Genomic DNA, 20,073 nt, shown 5'->3' on the forward strand with positions numbered 1-20,073 from the left:
GACGCCGACTGGGGCGGACTGCTCGAACCGGCCGGAAACCCCTCGCCCGTCCCGGGCGGGGGGATCCCCGGACATGCGCGCTCTCCTGCACACATGCAGTACGTTCGGGTCATGTCCCAGCCCGCCAAGTCCTCACGTACCCCCGCCACGTCCGACGCTCCCCCGGAGAGCGCCGCGGGCAGCCGCGCGGCGGCCCAACGGCTCAAGATGCGCCGGGAACTGGCGGCAGCGGCCATGGAGCTGTTCGCGACCAAGGGGTACGAGGCGACCACCGTCGACGAGATCGCCGCCCGGGCGGGGGTGGCCCGCCGCACGTTCTTCCGCCACTTCCGCTCCAAGGAAGAGGCGATCTTCCCCGACCACGACGACACCCTGATCCGGGCCGAGGCGGTGCTCAACGCGGCGCCGGCGCACGAGCATCCGCTCGACACCGTGTGCCGCGGCATCAAGGAAGTCATGCGGATGTACGCGGCGCAGCCGGAGATCTCCGTCTCCCGCTACAAGCTGACCCGCGAGGTACCGACGCTGCGCGAGGCCGAGATCGCCTCCGTGGCGCGCTACGAGCGGCTCTTCACCCGCTATCTCCTCGGCCACTTCGACGAGCACGCGCACGACGACGACGCCAACGACGATCCGCTGCTCGCGGAGGTCGCCGCGTCGGCCGTGGTCACGGCGCACAACCACGTTCTGCGGCGCTGGCTCCGGGCCGGCGGCCAGGGTGACGTGGAGACGCAGCTGGACCACGCCTTCGCCATCGTGCGCAAGACGTTCGGCACGGGCATCGGCGCGGGACGGGAGACCGCGCCGCGACCGGCCGCCGCCTCGTCCTTCTCCGAGGGGGACGTGCTGGTGACCGTCGCCCGGGTGGACGCCCCGCTGGACCAGGTGATGCGCACCATCGAGCAGGCACTCAAGGACCGTTCGTAACGGCCCGTCGCACACTTTCGGCAGTACCGCTCGTCCGCAGTGGCCGGACGGGTTGATTCAGCACCGGACGGGCTCCTTTTGAGCGCGTCCGGTGTTTTTATGCCCTGATCTGATCGATCATCGCTCACGTGTTACGTAAAGATTTCATCTGAGCGCAACTTTTGGCACTGCGTGCCTTGTCAGGTGACACGGCGTGCCATACGTTGAAGGAGTCCGGGCGGCCGGCGTGCAGAGACCCTTCGTACGCCGGCTGTCCCCGCAAGCCGATGGCCTGCGCGCCCGGACGCCTGCGTCACAGGCAACCCTCGCGCACACCAAGCGCTGCCCAGCACCACCTCCGCCGAACCGACGGCACACCCCCACCCTCAGCAGCAGCACCGACGTAACCCTCAGCGTTCCCCGCAGGACGCTCATCGCCGGAGGCACCACGTGAAGGAAATCCTGGACGCGATCCAGTCGCGGACGGCCACGTCCGCCGACTTCGCCGCTCTTCCGCTCCCCGAGTCCTACCGCGCGATCACCGTGCACAAGGACGAGGCGGAGATGTTCGACGGGCTCAGCTCCCGCGACAAGGACCCCCGCAAGTCGATCCACCTGGACGACGTGCCGGTGCCGGAGCTCGGCCCCGGCGAGGCCCTGGTGGCCGTCATGGCGTCCTCCGTGAACTACAACTCGGTCTGGACGTCGATCTTCGAGCCGGTGTCGACCTTCAGCTTCCTGGAGCGCTACGGGCGGCTCAGCGACCTCAGCAAGCGCCACGACCTGCCGTACCACATCATCGGTTCGGACCTCGCGGGCGTCGTGCTGCGCACCGGCCCCGGCGTGAACTCCTGGAAGCCCGGCGACGAGGTCGTCGCGCACTGCCTCTCGGTCGAGCTGGAGTCCTCGGACGGCCACAACGACACGATGCTCGACCCCGAGCAGCGCATCTGGGGCTTCGAGACCAACTTCGGCGGCCTCGCCGAGATCGCGCTCGTCAAGTCCAACCAGCTGATGCCGAAGCCCGACCACCTGAGCTGGGAGGAGGCCGCCGCTCCCGGACTGGTGAACTCCACCGCCTACCGGCAGCTGGTCTCCCGCAACGGCGCCGGCATGAAGCAGGGCGACAACGTCCTGATCTGGGGCGCGAGCGGCGGACTCGGCTCGTACGCCACGCAGTTCGCGCTCGCCGGCGGCGCCAACCCGATCTGCGTCGTCTCCAGCGAGCAGAAGGCGGACATCTGCCGCTCGATGGGCGCCGAGGCGATCATCGACCGCAACGCCGAGGGCTACGCGTTCTGGAAGGACGAGCACACCCAGGACCCGAAGGAGTGGAAGCGCTTCGGCAAGCGCATCCGCGAGTTCACCGGGGGCGAGGACATCGACATCGTCTTCGAGCACCCGGGCCGCGAGACCTTCGGCGCGAGCGTCTACGTCACCCGCAAGGGCGGCACCATCACCACCTGCGCCTCGACCTCGGGCTACATGCACGAGTACGACAACCGCTACCTGTGGATGTCGCTCAAGCGGATCATCGGCTCGCACTTCGCGAACTACCGCGAGGCCTGGGAGGCCAACCGGCTCGTCGCCAAGGGCAAGATCCACCCCACGCTCTCCAAGGTCTACTCCCTGGAGGACACCGGGCAGGCCGCCTACGACGTGCACCGCAACCTCCACCAGGGCAAGGTCGGCGTGCTCGCGCTGGCACCCCAGGAGGGACTGGGCGTGCGCGACGAGGAGAAGCGCGCCCGGCACATCGACGCCATCAACCGCTTCCGGAACGTCTGAGGTCCGCCATGACCGAGCGTCAGCCCGCCCCGGCGAGGGCGGAGAAGGACCGGCCGTGGCTCATGCGCACGTACGCCGGACACTCCACCGCCGAGGCGTCCAACGAGTTGTACCGCCGCAACCTCGCCAAGGGGCAGACGGGCCTGTCCGTGGCCTTCGACCTGCCCACCCAGACCGGCTACGACCCCGACCACGTCCTCGCCCGCGGCGAGGTGGGCCGGGTCGGGGTCCCGGTCTCGCACGTCGGTGACATGCGCCGGCTGTTCCAGGACATCCCCCTGGACCAGATGAACACCTCGATGACCATCAACGCCACCGCCATGTGGCTGCTGGCGCTCTATCAGGTCGTCGCCGAGGAGCAGGGTGTCGACATCACCCAGCTCCAGGGCACCACCCAGAACGACATCGTGAAGGAGTACCTGTCGCGGGGCACGCACGTGTTCCCGCCGGTCCCCTCCCTCCGTCTCACGACGGACATGATCACGTACACGGTGAACCACATCCCCAAGTGGAACCCGATCAACATCTGCAGCTACCACCTGCAGGAGGCGGGCGCCACACCGGTCCAGGAGATCGCGTACGCGATGTCCACCGCGATCGCCGTCCTGGACGCGGTGTTCGCGTCCGGGCAGATCGCGGACGACCGCAAGGGCGACGTGGTGGCCCGGATCTCCTTCTTCGTGAACGCGGGCGTCCGCTTCATCGAGGAGATGTGCAAGATGCGGGCCTTCGGGCGCATCTGGGACAAGATCACGCGCGAGCGGTACGGCATCGAGAACCCCAAGCAGCGCCGCTTCCGCTACGGCGTCCAGGTCAACTCCCTCGGCCTGACCGAGGCGCAGCCGGAGAACAACGTCCAGCGGATCGTGCTGGAGATGCTGGCCGTCACGCTCTCCAAGGACGCCCGCGCCCGCGCCGTCCAACTGCCCGCCTGGAACGAGGCGCTGGGCCTGCCGCGCCCCTGGGACCAGCAGTGGTCGCTGCGTATCCAGCAGGTCCTCGCGCACGAGAGCGACCTCCTGGAGTACGAGGACATCTTCGAGGGCTCGCACGTCGTCGAGGCCAAGGTGACGGCCCTCGTCGAGGAGTCGCTGGCCGAGATGGACCGGATCGAGGAGATGGGCGGCGCGATGGCCGCCGTCGAGTCGGGCTATCTGAAGTCGCAGCTCGTGTCCTCGCACGCCGAGCGGCGGGGCCGTATCGAGTCCGGCCGGGAGAAGATCGTCGGCGTCAACATCTACGAGTCGACCGAGCCGAACCCGCTCACGGCCGACCTGGACGCCGCGATCCAGACGGTCGACCCGGCCGTCGAGGCCCGTGTCGTCTCCGCGCTCCAGACCTGGCGGGACACCCGCTACCAGCCGCCCTTCAACCACCCCCGCCCGTGCAAGGCGCTGGAGCGGCTGAAGACGGCCGCCGAGGGCACCGGCAACCTCATGGAGGCGACCCTGGAGTGCGCCCGCGCAGGCGTCACGACCGGCGAGTGGGCCGGGGCCCTGCGCGAGGTGTTCGGTGAGTTCCGCGCCCCCACCGGCGTCTCGTCCGCGCCCGTCGCGGTCAGCGCCGGGGAGGGCACCGGGCTCGCCCTGGTGCGCCGCAAGGTGGAACTGACGGCCCGGGACCTGGGGGTCGGCAAGCTCCGCTTCCTGGTGGGCAAGCCGGGCCTCGACGGGCACTCCAACGGCGCCGAGCAGATCGCCGTGCGGGCCCGCGACGCCGGGTTCGAGGTGGTCTACCAGGGCATCCGGCTCACTCCGGAGCAGATCGTGGACGCGGCCGTCGACGAGGACGTGCACGCCGTGGGCCTGTCCATCCTGTCCGGCTCGCACGCGCAGTTGGTGCCGGACGTGCTGGAGAAACTGCGCAAGGCCGGCGCCGCCGACATCCCGGTGATCGCGGGCGGGATCATCCCGAACGCCGACGCCGAACAACTGCGTGCCGCGGGAGTGGCCGCGGTCTTCACCCCGAAGGACTTCGACATCACCGGAATCATCGGCCGTATCGTCGACGAGATCCGCAAAGCGAACAAGCTCGGCCCCCTGGAGGTCCCCGCATGACAACGCCCGTCAACCGTCTGCGTCCGCGCCGCTCCTGTCTCGCGGTACCGGGAAGCAACCCCCGCTTCCTGGAGAAGGCGCAGGGGCTCCCCGCGGACCAGGTCTTCCTCGACCTGGAGGACGCGTGCGCGCCGCTGGCCAAGCCCGACGCCCGGCACACCATCGTCAAGTTCCTCAACGAGGGCGACTGGACCGGCAAGACGCGGGTGGTGCGCGTCAACGACTGGACCACCGAGTGGACGTACCGCGACGTCGTCACGGTCGTCGAGGGCGCGGGGCAGAACCTCGACTGCATCATGCTGCCGAAGGTCCAGGACGCCCAGCAGGTGGTGGCGCTCGACCTGCTGCTGACGCAGATCGAGAAGACGATGGGCTTCGAGGTCGGCAGGATCGGCATCGAGGCGCAGATCGAGAACGCCCAGGGGCTCAACAACGTCAACGCGATCGCGCAGGCCTCCCCGCGCGTCGAGACGATCATCTTCGGCCCGGCCGACTTCATGGCGTCGATCAACATGAAGTCGCTGGTCGTCGGCGAGCAGCCGCCCGGCTACCCGGCGGACGCCTACCACTACATCCTGATGAAGATCCTGATGGCCGCCCGCGCCAACAACCTCCAGGCGATCGACGGCCCCTACCTGCAGATCCGCAACGTCGACGGCTACCGCGAGGTCGCCCGGCGGGCCGCCGCCCTCGGTTTCGACGGCAAGTGGGTGCTGCACCCGGGCCAGGTCGAGGCGTCCAACGAGATCTTCTCGCCCTCCCAGGAGGACTTCGACCACGCCGAGCTGATCCTGGACGCGTACGAGTACTACACGTCCGAGGCCGGCGGCAAGAAGGGCTCGGCGATGATCGGCGACGAGATGATCGACGAGGCGAGCCGCAAGATGGCCCTCGTCATCTCCGGCAAGGGCCGGGCCGCGGGCATGCGGCGCACGTCCACGTTCGAAGCCCCGGAGGCCTGAGCACATGCAGTTCGGACGCACCTACGAGGAGTTCGAGGTCGGCGCGGTCTACAAGCACTGGCCCGGCAAGACGGTCACCGAGTACGACGACCACCTGTTCTGCCTGCTGACCATGAACCACCACCCGCTCCACCTGGACAGCAACTACGCGGAGAACACCACCGACTTCGGCCGCAACGTCGTCGTCGGGAACTACATCTACTCGCTGCTCCTCGGCATGTCCGTACCGGACGTGTCGGGCAAGGCGATCGCCAACCTGGAGATCGAGTCGCTGAAGCACGTGGCGCCGACCTTCCACGGCGACACGATCTACGGCGAGACGACGGTCCTCGACAAGACGCCCTCCCGGTCGAAGACCGACCGCGGGATCGTGTACGTCGAGACCAAGGGCTACAAGCAGGACGGCACGCTGGTCTGTGTCTTCCGCCGCAAGGTGATGGTCCCCACCGAGACGTACATCAAGGAGCGCGGCGGCGAGCAGCCCGGCCGCCCCCGGCTCAAGGAGCAGGAGAAGTAGCCATGGCGCGACTCGCCCAGACCGCCGGTCTCACGGACGTCCAGCGGGAGATCCTCTCCACCGTCCGGGACTTCGTGGACAAGGAGATCATTCCGGTCGCGACCGAGCTGGAGCACCGCGACGAGTATCCGCAGGACATCGTCGACGGCCTGAAGGAACTCGGCCTGTTCGGCCTGATGATCCCCGAGGAGTACGGCGGTCTCGGCGAGTCCCTCCTGACGTACGCGCTGTGCGTCGAGGAGATCGCGCGCGGCTGGATGTCCGTCTCCGGCATCATCAACACGCACTTCATCGTGGCGTACATGCTCAAGCAGCACGGCACGCAGGAGCAGAAGGACCACTTCCTGCCGCGGATGGCGCTGGGCGAGGTGCGGGGCGCGTTCTCGATGTCGGAGCCGGCGCTCGGCTCGGACGTGTCGGCGATCTCGTCGAAGGCGGTGAAGGACGGCGACGAGTACGTCCTCGACGGCCAGAAGATGTGGCTGACGAACGGCGGGACGTCGACGCTGGTGGCCGTTCTGGTCCGAAGTGACGAAGGACACCCCGAGGGCACGGCGCCCCACAAGTCGATGACGACCTTCCTGGTGGAGAAGGAGCCCGGCTTCGGAGAGGTCCGCCCCGGCCTCACGATCCCCGGGAAGATCGACAAGATGGGTTACAAGGGGGTCGACACCACCGAACTCATCATGGACGGACTGCGCATTCCGGCCGATCGTGTGCTCGGCGGCACCACGGGCCGAGGGTTTTACCAAATGATGGACGGAGTGGAGGTCGGCCGGGTCAACGTCGCGGCCCGTGGCTGCGGTGTCGCCCAGCGTGCATTTGAGCTGGGTGTCTCGTATGCCCAGCAACGCCACACTTTCGGCAAGGCGATCGCCCAGCACCAGGCCATCCAGTTCAAGCTGGCCGAGATGGCTACCAAGGTCGAGGCCGCCCATGCAATGATGGTGAACGCGGCTCGCAAAAAGGACTCCGGGGAACGAAACGACCTCGAAGCAGGGATGGCGAAGTACCTCGCCTCCGAGTACTGCAAGGAGGTCGTGGAGGATGCTTTCCGGATCCACGGCGGCTACGGCTTCTCCAAGGAGTACGAGATCGAGCGCCTGTACCGCGAGGCGCCGATGCTGTTGATCGGCGAAGGTACCGCCGAAATCCAGAAAATGATCATCGGCCGCAGGCTGCTCGAAGAGTATCGACTCCAGGGTTAGATGTCCTGGTTCGGGGTGTTTTCTTCGCGAAGAAGATCACACCCCGTCAACACTCTTCGGCCGTCGACTCCGCTTCCTGGCTTGCCCAGTTGTGGTGGGCGACCGGTACGATCGCGTGAAAGCCGCCGTCCCCCGTAAGAGCGCGGCATCATCCGCTACGAAGGTCATCCATGCCCCACAGCCAAACCTCTGCACCTCGCGACAGCCGGACCGGCGTCCGCCTCGCGCGCGGAGCATCGCCGTGGCTCCTCCCGACCGTCGCCACCGCAGCACTCAGCCTGGCCCGTTCGCGCCGCTCCGGCGCGGCCCGGGCCGTGGCCGTACCCGCCACCGCGCTCGCGGCCGGGATGCTGTGGTTCTTCCGCGACCCCGAGCGCGAGATCGCCCAGGGCCGGGTGATCTCGCCCGCCGACGGTGTGGTGCAGAGCATCATGCCGTGGAAGGACGGACGGACCCGCGTCGCGATCTTCATGAGCCCGCTCAACGTCCACGTCAACCGCGCGCCCCTCTCCGGCACGGTGACGTCGGTGGAGCACATCCCCGGCGGGTTCGTTCCGGCGTTCAACAAGGAGAGCGAGAACAACGAGCGCGTCGTCTGGCACTTCGACACCGAGCTCGGTGACATCGAGATGATCCAGATCGCCGGCGCCGTGGCTCGTCGCATCGTCCCCTACATCCCGCAGGGCACCAAGGTCGAGCAGGGCGACCGGATCGGTCTGATCCGTTTCGGCTCGCGCGTCGACATCTACCTGCCCGAGGGTGTCGAGGTCGATGTGGAGGTCGGTCAGAAGACCGTGGCTGGGGTGACTCGAATTGACCGTGGTTGATCCTGAGACACAGGCCGGCTGGGTTCCCGAGGCCGACGACATCGATGACGAGGAGATGCCCCTCTCGCTCCGTCTGTCGATAGCGGACACCCTCACCCTCGGTAACGCCACGTGCGGTTTCATGGCGGTGTACTTCACCACCACCGGCATCCTGATCCCGCACCTCACGGGCAGCCAGGAATCCGGCATGGGCCGCAACAGCGCGGCCACGGCCGTCATCCTGATGCTCTGCGCGGCGGTCTTCGACCTGTTCGACGGTCTGGTCGCCCGCAAACTGCGCTCCTCCCCCATGGGCGCGGAACTGGACAACCTGTCCGACCTGATCAGCTTCGGCCTCGCGCCGGCGTACTTCGTCCTGGTCTACGGCATGGTCGCGGACGACGCGCATCAGCGGGTCGCCGCGGTCGGTGCCATCGTGGTGCTGCTGGCGGTGGTGCTGAGACTGGCGCGGTTCTCGTGCGTGACGGTCAAGGACGGCACCTTCCAGGGCATGCCGTCCCCGTTCGGAGCCCTCACCGTCGTCTCCATCGTGCTGCTGGAGCTGCCGTTCGTCGCCACGCTCATGGCGATCATCGGCACCGCCTGGCTGATGGTGAGCCGGGTCGAGTACCCGAAGCCGCGGGGCCGCCTCGCGGTCGCGATGCTCTCCTGGATCGTCCTCTCGATGGGTCTCCTGGCCGCGTGGGCGTTCGACGCCCCGAGCGGTCAGCTGCTCCTGCAGACCGGCTGTGCGCTCCAGCTGGTCATGGGAGCGGTCATCCCGCTGTTCGCCACGGCCCGCCGGGTGAACAACTTCCGGGACAACCGCCGTGAGGCACGGGCCGCTCAGCTCCCGTAACCCCGCGTACATCGCCACGAGGGCCCCGAACCATCCGGTTCGGGGCCCTCGTGCGTGAGCGGGACGGGTCAGGAGGCGCCAGGGGTGTAGCCCTGGGCGGCGGACGAGGCCTCGGCCTGCTGGACGACCTTCATGCCTCCCACGGCGCTCTTGTCGGGCCGCAGGATGACGCTCTCCTTGGAGGAGGCCGCCTTGGGGTCGCTGAAGTTCTGGGTGACGCCGAAGCCCGGATCGAACGCGTCGATGGTCAGCAGCGCCTTGTCGACGCCCTCACGGGTGAGGTCCTTGGCCGCGCAGGCCTTCTTCAGCGCCTCTCCGAACGCCGAGGCGGCGGTCCAGCCGGCCACCACGCCGTTGTCGAGGCTGTCCTTCGGGTAGGCGGCCTTGTAGTCCGCGACCAGCTTCTTCGCCTGCGGGGTGTCGGCCCCGACGGGCAGGGACGGCGAGGCCACGTAGTAGTTCGCCTCCAGCGCGGGGGCGGCCGGGGTGGCGAGGAGCTGCGGGGCGTACGCCGAGTTGTTCCCGATGATCGGGACGCCGAACCTGCTCGCCGCCGCGACCCCGACGAGCGAGGCCGCCTGGCGCGGGCCCGCGCTGATCACGATGGCCTTCACTCCGGCCTTCTTCAGGGCGACGACCTGCCCGGTCATGTCGTTGTCCGTCGGCTTGATCTTCTGCTCGACGACCTTGAGACCCGCCTCCTTCGCCATGTACCGGGAGCCGGTCAGGGCGTTCTCGCCGTAGTCGCCCTCGAAGTACACGTGCCCGATCCTGTCGCCCTTCTTGAGGCCCTTCTCCTTCATCAGGAAGTCGATCGCGTTGATCGTCTCGATGTCGTACGTGGAGCCGATGACCCGGATGTAGGGGCTGCCGAGCAGCGTCGCCGACCAGGCCTGCGGGAGCACGAGCGCCTTGTCCTGGCCGTCGATGCGCTGTTTGACGGCGGCCACGAAGGGCGAGCCGATGAACTGGGTGAAGCCCAGCACCTTCGGTGCCAGCTCCGTGTAGCCGGAAACGGCCTTCTGCGGGTCGTAGCCATGGTCGCGGACGGTCAGCGCCAGCTTGTAGCCGCAGACCCCGCCGTCGGCGTTGGCCTGCTTCACGTACAGCTGCTGGGCCTGGGTGACGCTCTTGCCGAGTGTCGCGTACACGCCGGTCATGTCGGTGAGCACGCCGAGGTTGATCGTCTTGCCGGAGATCCCGTCGCCGGTCTTGACCCCGCCGGCCGCCGGCTTGTCGCCGGCGTCGTCGTCCTTGGCCTTGGAGCTGCAGCCGGCCAGCACGAGCAGTGCGGCCAGCGCCCCGGCGGCCATCCTGGCCGTATGTGTCGTTCTCATCGTTCCTCCCCTGCTGTGGCCCCGGGACGGGGCCGGACGCGGAGCCGGGCGGCCACCCTGACCAGGCCGCCCGGCAGAAAGAGCACCACCGCCACGACAGCGGCGCCGTACAGGTACCGGGCTGCCTCACCGGGTGCGATCCCGCCGGTGCCCGGGTCGGAGACCAGGGGCAGCGCGTCGCTGTAGCGGGTGAGCAGCTGGGGCAGCAGCGAGACGAAGACGGCTCCCACCACCGCCCCCGAGACCGAACCGAGCCCGCCGATGACGATCATGGCGAGGTATTCGAGCGACAGCGTGATCCCGAAGTAGTCGGGCACCGTCCGCTGGAAGACGAGGGCGAGCAGCACCCCCGCCAGTCCGGCGTACATCGAGGACAGGACGAACACGGCGGCGCGGTAGCGGGCGACCGGCACGCCGATCACCCCGGCCGCGATCCGGTGGTCGCGGATCGCGTTCATGGCCCGCCCCGGACGGCCGCGCAGCACCCCGCGGGCGAACAGACCACCGCCGAGGAGCAGCACCAGACCCGCGTACCAGAGCTTCTCCGCCGAGCCGAAGGGCACGGCCGCGACGACGACCTCGTGGTCGTCGAAGGTGAGGCCGAAGAGGCTCAGCGGCGGTACGTCGCGGCCGTTGAAGCCGCCGGTCAGATCCGTCGCGTTGAACAGGACGTGCTGCCCGATGAAGATCAGGGCCAGCGTGGCGATGCCGAGGTAGGCGCCGCGCAGCCGGCCCGCGATCGGGCTGAACAGCCCTCCGGCGATCCCGGAGACGGCGACGGCGAGCACGGCCGCCAGCCAGGTCGGCAGCCCCAGTCCTGTCAGGCCCCCGTCCCCGTCGGCGGCGAAGACGCAGTAGCCGTACGCGCCGACCGCGAGGAAGAACGCGTGGCCCATGGAGAGCTGGCCGGTCGCTCCGGTGAGGAGGTTCAGGCCGATCGCGCCGATCGCGGCGGCCATCGCGAACAGGCCCGCCTGGAGCCAGAACCGGTCGAGGTAGAACGGCAGGGCCAGGAGCAGGAGCCCGCCCGCGGCCCACAGCACGGCCCGGGCGCCGGGCGGCCGGACGGCCCGGCGCGGAGCGGTCGGCGGCGCGCTGCTCGCCTCGTCGCGGGTGAGGACCTCAGACACGGGCGAGCTCCTTCGTACCGAACAGCCCGGCGGGCCGGATGAGCAGGATCGCGACCATCACGAGGTAGGGGGCGAGGTCGCCGAGACCGCGCCCGAGGAAGGTGAGGTCGCTCTGGTAGCCGGTGGCCATCGACTCGGTGACGCCGACGAGGAGGCCGCCGACGAGCGCGCCGGTGGTCGAGTCGAGGCCGCCGAGGATCGCGGCGGGGAACGCCTTGAGCGCGGCGAGCGAGGTGGCGCGTTCCAGCCCGGGGGTCGGGAAGACGGTCAGGAACAGCGCCGCGACGGCGGCGAGGGCGCCCGCGACCGCCCAGGCGCCCAGCGACACCCGCCCGAGCCGCACGCCCATCAGGGCCGCGGTCTCCGGGCTCTCCGCGGCGGCCCGCATGGCCACACCCCAGGAGGTGAGGCGGAACGCGAGCAGGAACACCGTGATGAGCAGGGCCGCCGTGACGAACGCGGCGATCCGGGTGTGCGCGAGGGAGACCGGTCCGACGGTGAGGACGGCGTTGCCCCAGGGGTCGCCCATCGCCAGGACGTCCGTGCCGATCCGCCGGGTCAGTTCGGTGGTGAGCAGGATGTCGACGCCGATGGTGACGATGGCGAGGACGCTCTGGTCGGTGCCCCGGTAGCGCCGCATCACGAGGAACTCCACGGCGGCCCCCACCAGGGCCGCGCCCGCGACCCCGGCGAGCAGCGCGGGCCAGAAGCCGATGTCGTCGTGGAGCGTCGCGGTGACGTAGCCGCCCGCGAGGAGCAGCGAGGCGTGCGCGAAGTTCACGACCTCGGTGGCCCGGAAGATGACGACGAAGCCGAGGGCGATGAGGGCGTAGACGGAGCCCATGGACAGGCCGTTGAGCAGGAGTTCGACGAAGGTGCTCATGAAGCGGTCTCCTCTGGCTCGGCGCGCTCGCCCAGGTAGGCCCGCACCACCGCCGGGTCGTTCTGTACGTCTGCGGGGGCGCCGTCGGCGATACGGCGCCCGAAGTCCAGTACGGTCACCGCGTCCGCGAGCCGCATCACCACCCCCATGTCGTGTTCCACCAGGACGATCGAGATGCCGAGGCTGTCGCGGACGCCCGCGACGACCGCCGCGGTACGGCGCCGTTCGTCGGCGGTCATGCCGGCGACGGGCTCGTCGAGGAGCAGCACCCGCGGCTCCATGCACAGCGCCCGTGCCAGCTCGGCGAGTTTCTGCTGCCCGTACGGGAGGGAGCCCGCGGGCCGGTCGAGCTGTCCCTCGAGTCCGACGAACGCGGCGATCTCGCGGACGCGTTCGCGGTGCCGCCGGTCCTCGCGGGCCGCCGCGGGCAGCCGCAGCCCGGCGGCGAGGAAGCCGGTGCGGGTCAGCCGGTGCCGGCCGAGCAGCAGGCAGTCCTCGACGGTGGCGTGCGGTGGCAGGGCGAGGTTCTGGAAGATGCGGGCGATACCGAGACCGGCGATGCGGTGCGGGGGCAGCCCGGTGAGTTCCTGGTCGCCGAGCCGGACACTGCCGGCGGCGGGCCGGCAGACACCCGACAGGACGTTGAAGCAGGTCGACTTGCCCGCGCCGTTCGGCCCGATCAGGGCATGCACGGTGCCCGGGGCGACGGTGAAGCCGACCGCGTCGAGCGCGGTCAGCCCGGCGAACCGGACCGTCACGTCCCTGACCTCCAGCGGCGGGATGCCGGAGTCCGCGCCGCCCAGGGCGTCCGCGGGCCCTCGCGTGCCGGGGCCGGGCCCGTGCCGCGCGGCGCCGGTGGTCCGTCCGGTGTCGGTGGCCTGCCTGGTGGTGGCCTGTGGGATGTCGGTGGTCTGCGTGGTGTCGGTGGTCCGTGCGGTGTCGTGCGGTGCCGCTCCGTCGCGTTCGTCCACGGCGGCTCACCCCTTCCAGCGGGACAGGGACGGAAGGCCGTCGCGCGCGGTCGCCCCGTCGGCCGCGGCGTCCTCGTCGACGACGCCGAGATAGCGGCGGCGCACCTCGTCGGAGGCGGCGAGTTCGTCCGCGGCACCCGAGAGGGTCACCTCGCCGACCTCCAGCACGTAGGCGGTGGTGGCGAGCCGCAGGGCGAGGGCGGCGTTCTGTTCGACGAGCAGGACGGAGGTGCCCTGTTCGTTGATCTCCCGCACGGTGTCGGCGATCCGCGCGGCCATCAGCGGGGCGAGCCCGAGCGAGGGCTCGTCGAGCAGCAGCACCCTGGGGGCGCCCATGAGGGCCCGGCCGACGGCGAGCATCTGCTGTTCCCCTCCGGACAGCAGTCCCGCCCGCTGCCGGGCGCGGTCGGCGAGCACCGGGAACAGGTCGTGCACGCGCCGCAGGGCCCGCGCCCGGTCCACCCGGCCGCCGGTGCCGCCGAGCGCCCCGGCGCGCAGGTTGTCCGCGACCGTCATCCGGGCGAACACCCGCCGCCCCTCCGGGACCTGGGACACCCCGGCGGCCACCACCCGGTCCGGTGCCAGCCGGTCCAGCGGTCGTCCCCCCAGCGTGACCGTGCCGCCGGTCACCGCTCCCCCGTGGAAGGAGAGCGTCCGGCACACCGCCCGCAGCAGCGTCGACTTGCCCGCGCCGTTGCCGCCGAGGACCGTCACGACGGTCCCCTCCGGCACCTCCAACGACACGTGGCGCAGTGCGCGTACGGGGCCGTATCCGACCGACAGGTCCCGCACGAGCAGAGCCGAACCGCCCATGGCACCTCCCTTGTTCTCGCTCGGTGTGGCGCTCACCTCAGCACCGGCGCGGCGGCCCGTCCACGGCCCGCGGCCGAATCGCGGCGGCAGCCCAGCGGTGGTGGCCGCCCGTTGTGCACGCGCACAACACCGCGTGTCAGGGGCCTGTGCGGGCCCCCGCCGGGGTGGCATCCTCCGGCCATGGGTGGGCGCAGACCGCGAACCGGTCAGGACTGGAAGCTGCTCGCGGAGTCGTGTGTGGCTCTGCTGGAACGGCTGCCCGAGCTCGTCGACGAGCACATCAGGCAGCTCACCGAGTACTCCCCCGTCTACGGGCAGGTGCTGCCGCAGGACCAGCAGTGGCGGGAGGCGGAGACCGCGATGCGTATCGGTATCCAGGCGATCTCCGCGCCACGGGACTCACCGCGCCGCGATCTGCAGCACGCCGAGGAGGCCGGCCGGCGGCGGGCCCAGCAGGGGCTGCCGCTCGAACTCCTCGTGCACGCCTACCGTTCCGCGGGCTATCTGGTGTGGGACGCGCTGATGGAGAGCGCCGCCGGCCGGGAACCCGAGCGGCTCGCCGTGCTGATGCGGTGCGCCACGATGGTGTGGTCGGCCGTCGACGTGCAGGCCGCGACCGCCTCGGAGTCCTACCTCGCGACCGAGCGGGAGCTGCGCCGGCGCACCGACGAGCGGTTGCAGGCCCTGCTCGACGCGCTGCTGGAGGGGCAGGAGGCGCCGGGTCTCGCGGCCCGGGCCGCCGCCGGTCTCGATCTGCCCGAGCACGGCCCGTACGCCGTCGTCGTCCTGCGCACCGAGCGCCACGACACCCGCGACGGGCGCGACGGCTGTGTCCGGCCGATGCTCGGCGCGGGACTGCGGTTCATCTGGCGGATGCGGGCCGACTGCGAGATCGGTGTGGTGGCGCTGGACCCGGGGCAGGGCCTGGACGCCGTGGCCCGGCTGCTGGACGGGCGGCGCTCGGGTCCGGGCGGGATCAGCCCGGTCGTCTCGGGACTCGGCGAGCTGGGGCGGGCCCGGCGCTGGGCGGAACTGGCGCTGCGCACCTGCCCGCCGGACGCGACCGGTGTCGTACGCCTCGACCAGCGGATGGCGACCGCCCTCGTGGTGAGCCAGCCGGAGCTGGCGGGCCGGCTGGTGTCGGACGTGTTCGGCGCGCTGCTGGAGCTCGAACCCGGCGACCGGGCCGTGCTGATCGAGACGCTGGACATGTGGCTGGCCTGCGAGGGGTCGGCGGGCCGGGCGGCGGGACGCCTGTACTGCCACCGGAACACCGTCTTCAACCGCCTGCGCCGACTGGAGCAGCTGACGTCCCGGTCCCTGGCCCGCCCCCGCGACCTGATCGAGATGACCCTGGCCCTGGACGCGTACCGCCTGGCGGGGACGGGGACGACACGGTGAGCCGCGCCGAGCGGCCGCCGCGGGGGGTACGAGCGGCAGGCGGCACGAGCAGCAGGTCACCAGGCCCGCCGAGACATCACGTGCGCCCGCAGGCAGGCGCCCGGAAGCGCGGCACGGCGGAGCACCACCGCGTTCTCGCCGCAGGCCGCGCGGTGAGACGCCGTGGTGCCCGCACACGGCGTACGGGGCGGGCTGGTCCTCCGCGGGGCGGCCGGCCGGGGTGGTGGTGCCGTGGCCGGCGCGCCCCGTGGGCCTCAGGCCAGGAAGTCGCGCCCGATGTTCTCCGCGACGCGCTCCAGGATGGGGCCCGCGTCGGCGATGCACTTGGCGATGTCGGGCTCGATCTCGGTGAGCGGGTAGGCCCGCCGGATCCCGGCGGTGCCGAGGGCCTCCGGCCGCAGGGTGAGCCGGCCGCAGACCGCGACGACCTCCTTGCCCTCGGCGCGGGCGGCTGCCGCGACCCCGGCGGGAGCCTTGCCGTGCAGGGTCTGCTCGTCGAGGGATCCCTCGCCGGTGATCACCAGCGTGGCCCGCTCCAGCGCGGACGCGAATCCGAGGACGTCGAGCATGACCTCGATACCGGCCCGGAAGCGGGCCCCGAGGACGAGCGCCCCGTAGCCGATGCCGCCCGCGGCACCCGCGCCGGGCGCGGCGGCGTACTCGGCGGCCCTCGGCCCGATCGCTTTCTCCAGAACCGTGGCGAAGTGGGCGAGCGCGGCGTCCAGCGTCGCCACGTCGTCGGGGCTCGCGCCCTTCTGCGGGCCGTACACGGCGGGCGCCCCCTTGGGCCCCGTCAGCGGGTTGTCCACGTCGCTGGCCAGGACGAGGTCGACCGCGGTGAGCCGGTCGTCCAGGCCGGACAGGTCCGCGGTCTCCACGTCACGCAGCGCGGCGCCGCCGGGAGCCACCGGCGTGCCGTCGGCATCGAGGAAGCGGGCGCCGAGCGCGGACAGCATGCCCGCGCCGCCGTCCGTGGTCGCGCTGCCGCCGACGCCGAAGACGATGGTGCGCGCACCGGCGTCCAGCGCGGCGCGCAGCAGTTCCCCGGATCCGTACGTCGAGGCGGTGAGCGGCGCGAAGACGCCCGCGGGCAGCCGCTGCAGTCCGCTCGCCTCGGCCATCTCCACCACCGCGGTGTCGCCGCGCAGCGCGTACGCGGCGGTCACCTCGTCGCCGAGCGGCCCGGCGACCCGCACCTCGCGGCGCTCGAACCCGGCCGCGACCGCCGCGTCGACGGTGCCGTCGCCGCCGTCGGCCACGGGCAGCGACTCGACCTCGACCTGCGGCACGGCCCGGCGCAGTCCGGCCGTCACACGCTCAGCGACCTGTACGGCCGTCAGCGATCCCTTGAACTTGTCCGCGGCGATGAGCACACGGGGGGTCCGATCCACTGCAGCGTCCGCCACCTTGCATTCCCCTTGCTTTCGGGCCTTGCACACGTCAAGGCAGTCGCGCCGCTGCGACCTTAACCGGAGGAAGCCCTCGCCGTCATGCCCCGCCCGGCCTGCGGGACGGCCCGCGGCGACGCTCCCGGTCCCGGTCCGGGGACCTCCGGAACGGAACACTCCGCGCGGGACGGGCAGGGAGGTCCGGAAGCGGGTAGACCCACGCCATGACCCTTGTGGGCACCGAACTCGCCGACCGCGTCCTCGGGGGCTGGCTGGGCCGGATCGCGGGCACCGTACTCGGCAGGCCGGTCGCGCGGGGCGACCACTGGACGCGGGACCGTATCGACCGCTATGTGCGGCAGGCCTCGGCCCTGCCCCTCACCGACCACCTGCCCGCGGACGACGGACCGGGCGAGGAGTTCCGGCCGCGCCCAGGGGGCCAGCGGCGCGTGCGCGGCCCGATCCACGGCAGTGTCCGGGACGACGACGTGGACTACGCCGTCCTCGGCCTGCACCTGCTGGAGACGCACGGCTTCTCCTTCAGCACCGAACAGGTCGGGGACCTGTGGCTGCTGCGCCTGCCGTATCTGCGGACGTTCACCGCGGAACGCGCCGCCTACCGCAACCTCGCCCAGGGACTGAGGCCCCCGCTGACGGCGACGTACGAGAACCCGTACCAGGAGTGGACCGGCGCGCTGATCCGCGCCGACATCTACGGCTGGACCTGCCCGGGGCTGCCGCGCCGCGCCGCCTTCCTGGCCCGCCGGGACGCGGTCCTCTCGCACACCGGAAACGGGGTGTACGGCTCGATGTGGGCGGCGGCGCTGATCTCCGCCGCGTTCACCGCCTCGACCGTCCGGGACGCGCTGGACACGGCGCTGACCGTCATCCCGGCGAGCAGCCGCCTGGCCCGTGTCGTGCGCCGGGTCCTCGCTCTCCACGAGACCCGGATGGCCTGGGAGGACACGCTCACCACGCTGTCCGAGGAGACGGCGGGTCTCGGCCGGCTCCACACGGTCCCGAACGCGGCGGTGCTGACGGCCGGGCTGCTGTACGGCGACGGCGACTTCACCCGTACCGTCACGCTGACGGTCCGCGGAGGCCTGGACACCGACGCCAACGGCGCGACCGCGGGGTCCGTCGCGGGCGTCCTGTGCGGTGCCGCGGCGGTCCCCGCCCGGTGGACGGACCCGCTGGAGGGCACGGTCCGCAGCGCGGTGTTCGGTTTCGACGGAGTCGGCATCAGCGAGCTGGCCACCCGCACGGTCGCCCTGGCCGAGGCGGGTACGGCGGCCTAGAGCCGCGTCGCGTGCCGAGGCGGGTACGGCGGCCCGGGGCCGCGCGTCCGGGGCCCCGGCCGGGCGCTCGTTACGCTTCCTGGATGACGACTTCGGACTTCGACGCCTATATCGCCGGTCTGCCGCGTGTCCTCGCCGCGGCGGCCGCTCTCTTCCGCGACGCCGAGGGGAACGTCCTGCTCGTCGAGCCGAACTACCGCGAGGGCTGGGGCCTTCCGGGCGGCACGGTGGAGTCGGACGACGGCGAGAGTCCGCGCCAGGGAGCGCGGCGCGAGACGGCCGAGGAGATCGGCCTCGACGTGGAACTGGGCCGGCTCCTGACCGTCGACTGGGTCCAGGGCCCCGGCCGGCCGCCCCTGGTGGCCTACCTGTACGACGGCGGGGTCCTCGGGGACGGTGACCTCGACGCGATCCGGCTCCAGGAGGAGGAACTGCTGTCCTGGCGTCTGGTTCCGCGCGCGGAACTGTCCGCCTTCCTGCCCGGCGTCCTGGGCCGACGCGTCGTCGCGGCGCTCGACGTGCTGGAGCGGGAGGGCGTGGGAGCGGCGGAGCTGGAGAACGGCCACCGGGTGGGCTGAGCGGGACGATTCGGCCGGACCGCGGCCCGCCGGGCCGGACAGTCCGGCCCGGCGGGCCGGGGAACCGTTCAGCCGAGGATGCGGCGCTTCTGGGCCTCGAACTCCGCCTCGGTGAGGACGCCTTGGTTCTTGAGGTCGCCCAGCTGCTTCAGCTGGTCGATCTTGCTGGTCATGTCGTCGGCGGGCGGCGGAGGCGGCGGCGCGGCCGCCGGCGCGGGCTCCTGGTAGGCCTGGGCCGGCGCCTCCTGCTGGGCCCAGCGCCCCGCCTGACGGCGTGACACACGGTTGGAGACGGCGGTGGCCGTACCGGCCACCACGGCGGTGCGGGCGACCCCGCGGAGGAGACCTGGCACGGTGTTTTCCTTTCACGCACGAGGCGGTTGAAAGCTCCGGAACGGAATTCCGCCGCAGGCCGTGTTTCCGGTGCGCGCGGACGATTCCGAGCCCCGCACGCAAAGTCTGGGAAACCCCTGCGTTCCGGGCCGGACCACTCCGGACAGACCTTTTCATTGGAGCACCGCGGGAACCTCTCCGCACCTCGATCCGGGATCGTCATCCCCCCTTTTCCGAGATCTGCCGGTCCGTCATTCCCGTGGCAAGCTGAATCGGGGGCCACCGGCCGTCACCCGGCCGACGGTGAGGTCTAGGCACAAGGAGCTCGCGATGACTACGACGGATACGCACCGGCGCGACACCGGTGACAGTTCGGGAATGTGGGTGTCCGGCTGGACCGCGTTCGCCGGGGTCATGATGATCTTCGGCGGTGCGATGGCCATCTTCGAGGGCATCTCCGCCATCGCGAAGGACGACGTCTTCGTCACCACCCGGAACTACACGTACAGCTTCAATCTGACGAGCTGGGGCTGGATCCATCTCGTCCTCGGCATCCTCGTCGTCATCGCCGGCATCGCCCTGTTCCGCGGCATGCTGTGGGCCCGCATCGTCGGTGTCGCCCTGGCCGGCCTGTCCATGATCGCCAACTTCATGTGGCTGCCGTACCAGCCGGTGTGGGCGATCGTGCTGATCGCCATCGACGCGTTCGTCATCTGGGCCCTGTGTGTGGGTCCCGGCCGCGAGGCGCACGCCCGGTAGAGCCCCCGGGCACCACGGTCACCTCCGTCGACCCGACGCGACCCGGCAATGGCAGCGGCCCCGCACCGCGGTGCGGGGC

19 protein-coding genes are annotated in these 20,073 nt (G+C 71.0%); 12 read left to right on the forward strand and 7 right to left on the reverse strand.

The genetic code is table 11. The features are described 5' to 3' along the window. The first annotated feature begins 111 nt into the window (after positions 1 to 111). From ABZT74_RS32885 to pssA, 8 genes are all read left to right on the forward strand, one after another. Positions 112 to 927, forward strand: coding sequence for a TetR family transcriptional regulator (locus ABZT74_RS32885; protein ID WP_355874236.1), 816 nt, complete (start codon positions 112 to 114; stop codon positions 925 to 927). 429 nt (positions 928 to 1,356) lie between these two features. After that, positions 1,357 to 2,694, forward strand: a complete 1,338-nt coding sequence (ccrA, locus tag ABZT74_RS32890; protein WP_356173687.1) for a crotonyl-CoA carboxylase/reductase — start codon at positions 1,357 to 1,359, stop codon at positions 2,692 to 2,694. A gap of 8 nt (positions 2,695 to 2,702) precedes the next feature. After that, positions 2,703 to 4,751 (forward strand): protein meaA, encoded by a 2,049-nt coding sequence (locus ABZT74_RS32895; protein WP_356440924.1) that lies wholly within the window; start codon positions 2,703 to 2,705, stop codon positions 4,749 to 4,751. Then, positions 4,748 to 5,713: a CoA ester lyase gene (locus ABZT74_RS32900; protein ID WP_356173681.1), complete on the forward strand. Its 966-nt coding sequence runs from the start codon at positions 4,748 to 4,750 to the stop codon at positions 5,711 to 5,713. The genes ABZT74_RS32895 and ABZT74_RS32900 overlap by 4 nt, the downstream gene beginning before the upstream one ends. A gap of 4 nt (positions 5,714 to 5,717) precedes the next feature. Further along, positions 5,718 to 6,230 (forward strand): MaoC family dehydratase, encoded by a 513-nt coding sequence (locus tag ABZT74_RS32905; protein ID WP_355874247.1) that lies wholly within the window; start codon positions 5,718 to 5,720, stop codon positions 6,228 to 6,230. A 2-nt stretch (positions 6,231 to 6,232) separates the two neighbouring features. Beyond that, a complete protein-coding gene (locus tag ABZT74_RS32910) occupies positions 6,233 to 7,438 on the forward strand; it encodes an acyl-CoA dehydrogenase family protein (protein ID WP_356173678.1) in 1,206 nt (401 codons plus the stop codon). 170 nt (positions 7,439 to 7,608) lie between these two features. Continuing rightward, on the forward strand, positions 7,609 to 8,265 hold the full coding sequence (locus ABZT74_RS32915; RefSeq protein WP_081220193.1) for a phosphatidylserine decarboxylase: 657 nt from the start codon (positions 7,609 to 7,611) through the stop codon (positions 8,263 to 8,265). 55 nt (positions 8,266 to 8,320) lie between these two features. After that, positions 8,321 to 9,103: a CDP-diacylglycerol--serine O-phosphatidyltransferase gene (gene pssA, locus ABZT74_RS32920; RefSeq protein ID WP_355874302.1), complete on the forward strand. Its 783-nt coding sequence runs from the start codon at positions 8,321 to 8,323 to the stop codon at positions 9,101 to 9,103. A 68-nt stretch (positions 9,104 to 9,171) separates the two neighbouring features. Here pssA and ABZT74_RS32925 read toward each other — a convergent pair whose 3' ends face one another. The 5 genes from ABZT74_RS32925 to ABZT74_RS32945 form a co-directional block, all read right to left on the reverse strand. After that, entirely contained in the window at positions 9,172 to 10,440 is a 1,269-nt protein-coding gene (locus ABZT74_RS32925; RefSeq protein ID WP_355874254.1) for an ABC transporter substrate-binding protein, read from the reverse strand. Continuing rightward, positions 10,437 to 11,483 (reverse strand): branched-chain amino acid ABC transporter permease, encoded by a 1,047-nt coding sequence (locus ABZT74_RS32930; RefSeq protein ID WP_356173899.1) that lies wholly within the window; start codon positions 11,481 to 11,483, stop codon positions 10,437 to 10,439. Before ABZT74_RS32930 ends, ABZT74_RS32925 begins: the two co-directional genes overlap by 4 nt. A gap of 79 nt (positions 11,484 to 11,562) precedes the next feature. Then, complete coding sequence (locus ABZT74_RS32935; RefSeq protein ID WP_355874257.1) at positions 11,563 to 12,453, reverse strand: branched-chain amino acid ABC transporter permease; 891 nt, start codon at positions 12,451 to 12,453, stop codon at positions 11,563 to 11,565. Then, positions 12,450 to 13,235: an ABC transporter ATP-binding protein gene (locus ABZT74_RS32940; RefSeq protein WP_355874307.1), complete on the reverse strand. Its 786-nt coding sequence runs from the start codon at positions 13,233 to 13,235 to the stop codon at positions 12,450 to 12,452. Before ABZT74_RS32940 ends, ABZT74_RS32935 begins: the two co-directional genes overlap by 4 nt. A 195-nt stretch (positions 13,236 to 13,430) precedes the next feature. Next, a complete protein-coding gene (locus ABZT74_RS32945) occupies positions 13,431 to 14,237 on the reverse strand; it encodes an ABC transporter ATP-binding protein (RefSeq protein WP_356173673.1) in 807 nt (268 codons plus the stop codon). Between the two features lie 180 nt (positions 14,238 to 14,417). Between ABZT74_RS32945 and ABZT74_RS32950 the strand changes: the two genes are divergently transcribed. Then, complete coding sequence (locus ABZT74_RS32950) at positions 14,418 to 15,638, forward strand: helix-turn-helix domain-containing protein (protein WP_356440929.1); 1,221 nt, start codon at positions 14,418 to 14,420, stop codon at positions 15,636 to 15,638. 254 nt (positions 15,639 to 15,892) lie between these two features. On the opposite strand, the gene ABZT74_RS32955 is transcribed toward ABZT74_RS32950, so the two are convergent. Beyond that, positions 15,893 to 17,029: a glycerate kinase gene (locus ABZT74_RS32955; protein WP_356440932.1), complete on the reverse strand. Its 1,137-nt coding sequence runs from the start codon at positions 17,027 to 17,029 to the stop codon at positions 15,893 to 15,895. Between the two features lie 221 nt (positions 17,030 to 17,250). Between ABZT74_RS32955 and ABZT74_RS32960 the strand changes: the two genes are divergently transcribed. Beyond that, positions 17,251 to 18,324, forward strand: a complete 1,074-nt coding sequence (locus ABZT74_RS32960) for an ADP-ribosylglycohydrolase family protein (protein WP_356440935.1) — start codon at positions 17,251 to 17,253, stop codon at positions 18,322 to 18,324. Positions 18,325 to 18,407: 83 nt separating this feature from the next. Then, positions 18,408 to 18,902 carry an NUDIX hydrolase gene (locus tag ABZT74_RS32965; RefSeq protein WP_356440938.1) on the forward strand — a complete coding sequence of 165 codons (495 nt, stop codon included), beginning with the start codon at positions 18,408 to 18,410 and terminating at the stop codon, positions 18,900 to 18,902. Between the two features lie 68 nt (positions 18,903 to 18,970). Here the strand turns inward: ABZT74_RS32965 and ABZT74_RS32970 are convergent, their stop codons facing one another. After that, positions 18,971 to 19,255 (reverse strand): SHOCT domain-containing protein, encoded by a 285-nt coding sequence (locus ABZT74_RS32970; protein WP_356173661.1) that lies wholly within the window; start codon positions 19,253 to 19,255, stop codon positions 18,971 to 18,973. Between the two features lie 310 nt (positions 19,256 to 19,565). Here ABZT74_RS32970 and ABZT74_RS32975 point away from each other — a divergent pair, with 310 nt between their 5' ends. Beyond that, positions 19,566 to 19,994 carry a hypothetical protein gene (locus ABZT74_RS32975; RefSeq protein ID WP_355874277.1) on the forward strand — a complete coding sequence of 143 codons (429 nt, stop codon included), beginning with the start codon at positions 19,566 to 19,568 and terminating at the stop codon, positions 19,992 to 19,994. Positions 19,995 to 20,073: the final 79 nt, after the last annotated feature.

The organism is Streptomyces sp. NPDC005302 (genome assembly GCF_040607345.1).
In the GTDB taxonomy this organism is placed as follows: Bacteria; Actinomycetota; Actinomycetes; order Streptomycetales; family Streptomycetaceae; genus Streptomyces.

What these genes read in the sequence shown, in the direction of transcription:
- ABZT74_RS32910 (WP_356173678.1), top strand. Translation starts at nt 6,233, where the DNA reads ATGGCGCGACTCGCCCAGACCGCCGGTCTCACGGACGTCCAGCGGGAG.
- ABZT74_RS32935 (WP_355874257.1), bottom strand. Translation starts at nt 12,453, where the DNA reads ATGAGCACCTTCGTCGAACTCCTGCTCAACGGCCTGTCCATGGGCTCC.
- ABZT74_RS32915 (WP_081220193.1), top strand. Translation starts at nt 7,609, where the DNA reads ATGCCCCACAGCCAAACCTCTGCACCTCGCGACAGCCGGACCGGCGTC.
- ABZT74_RS32925 (WP_355874254.1), bottom strand. Translation starts at nt 10,440, where the DNA reads ATGAGAACGACACATACGGCCAGGATGGCCGCCGGGGCGCTGGCCGCA.
- ABZT74_RS32895 (WP_356440924.1), top strand. Translation starts at nt 2,703, where the DNA reads ATGACCGAGCGTCAGCCCGCCCCGGCGAGGGCGGAGAAGGACCGGCCG.
- ABZT74_RS32950 (WP_356440929.1), top strand. Translation starts at nt 14,418, where the DNA reads ATGGGTGGGCGCAGACCGCGAACCGGTCAGGACTGGAAGCTGCTCGCG.
- ABZT74_RS32885 (WP_355874236.1), top strand. Translation starts at nt 112, where the DNA reads ATGTCCCAGCCCGCCAAGTCCTCACGTACCCCCGCCACGTCCGACGCT.
- ABZT74_RS32900 (WP_356173681.1), top strand. Translation starts at nt 4,748, where the DNA reads ATGACAACGCCCGTCAACCGTCTGCGTCCGCGCCGCTCCTGTCTCGCG.
- ABZT74_RS32945 (WP_356173673.1), bottom strand. Translation starts at nt 14,237, where the DNA reads ATGGGCGGTTCGGCTCTGCTCGTGCGGGACCTGTCGGTCGGATACGGC.
- pssA (WP_355874302.1), top strand. Translation starts at nt 8,321, where the DNA reads ATGCCCCTCTCGCTCCGTCTGTCGATAGCGGACACCCTCACCCTCGGT.
- ABZT74_RS32975 (WP_355874277.1), top strand. Translation starts at nt 19,566, where the DNA reads ATGACTACGACGGATACGCACCGGCGCGACACCGGTGACAGTTCGGGA.
- ABZT74_RS32960 (WP_356440935.1), top strand. Translation starts at nt 17,251, where the DNA reads ATGACCCTTGTGGGCACCGAACTCGCCGACCGCGTCCTCGGGGGCTGG.
- ABZT74_RS32965 (WP_356440938.1), top strand. Translation starts at nt 18,408, where the DNA reads ATGACGACTTCGGACTTCGACGCCTATATCGCCGGTCTGCCGCGTGTC.
- ABZT74_RS32905 (WP_355874247.1), top strand. Translation starts at nt 5,718, where the DNA reads ATGCAGTTCGGACGCACCTACGAGGAGTTCGAGGTCGGCGCGGTCTAC.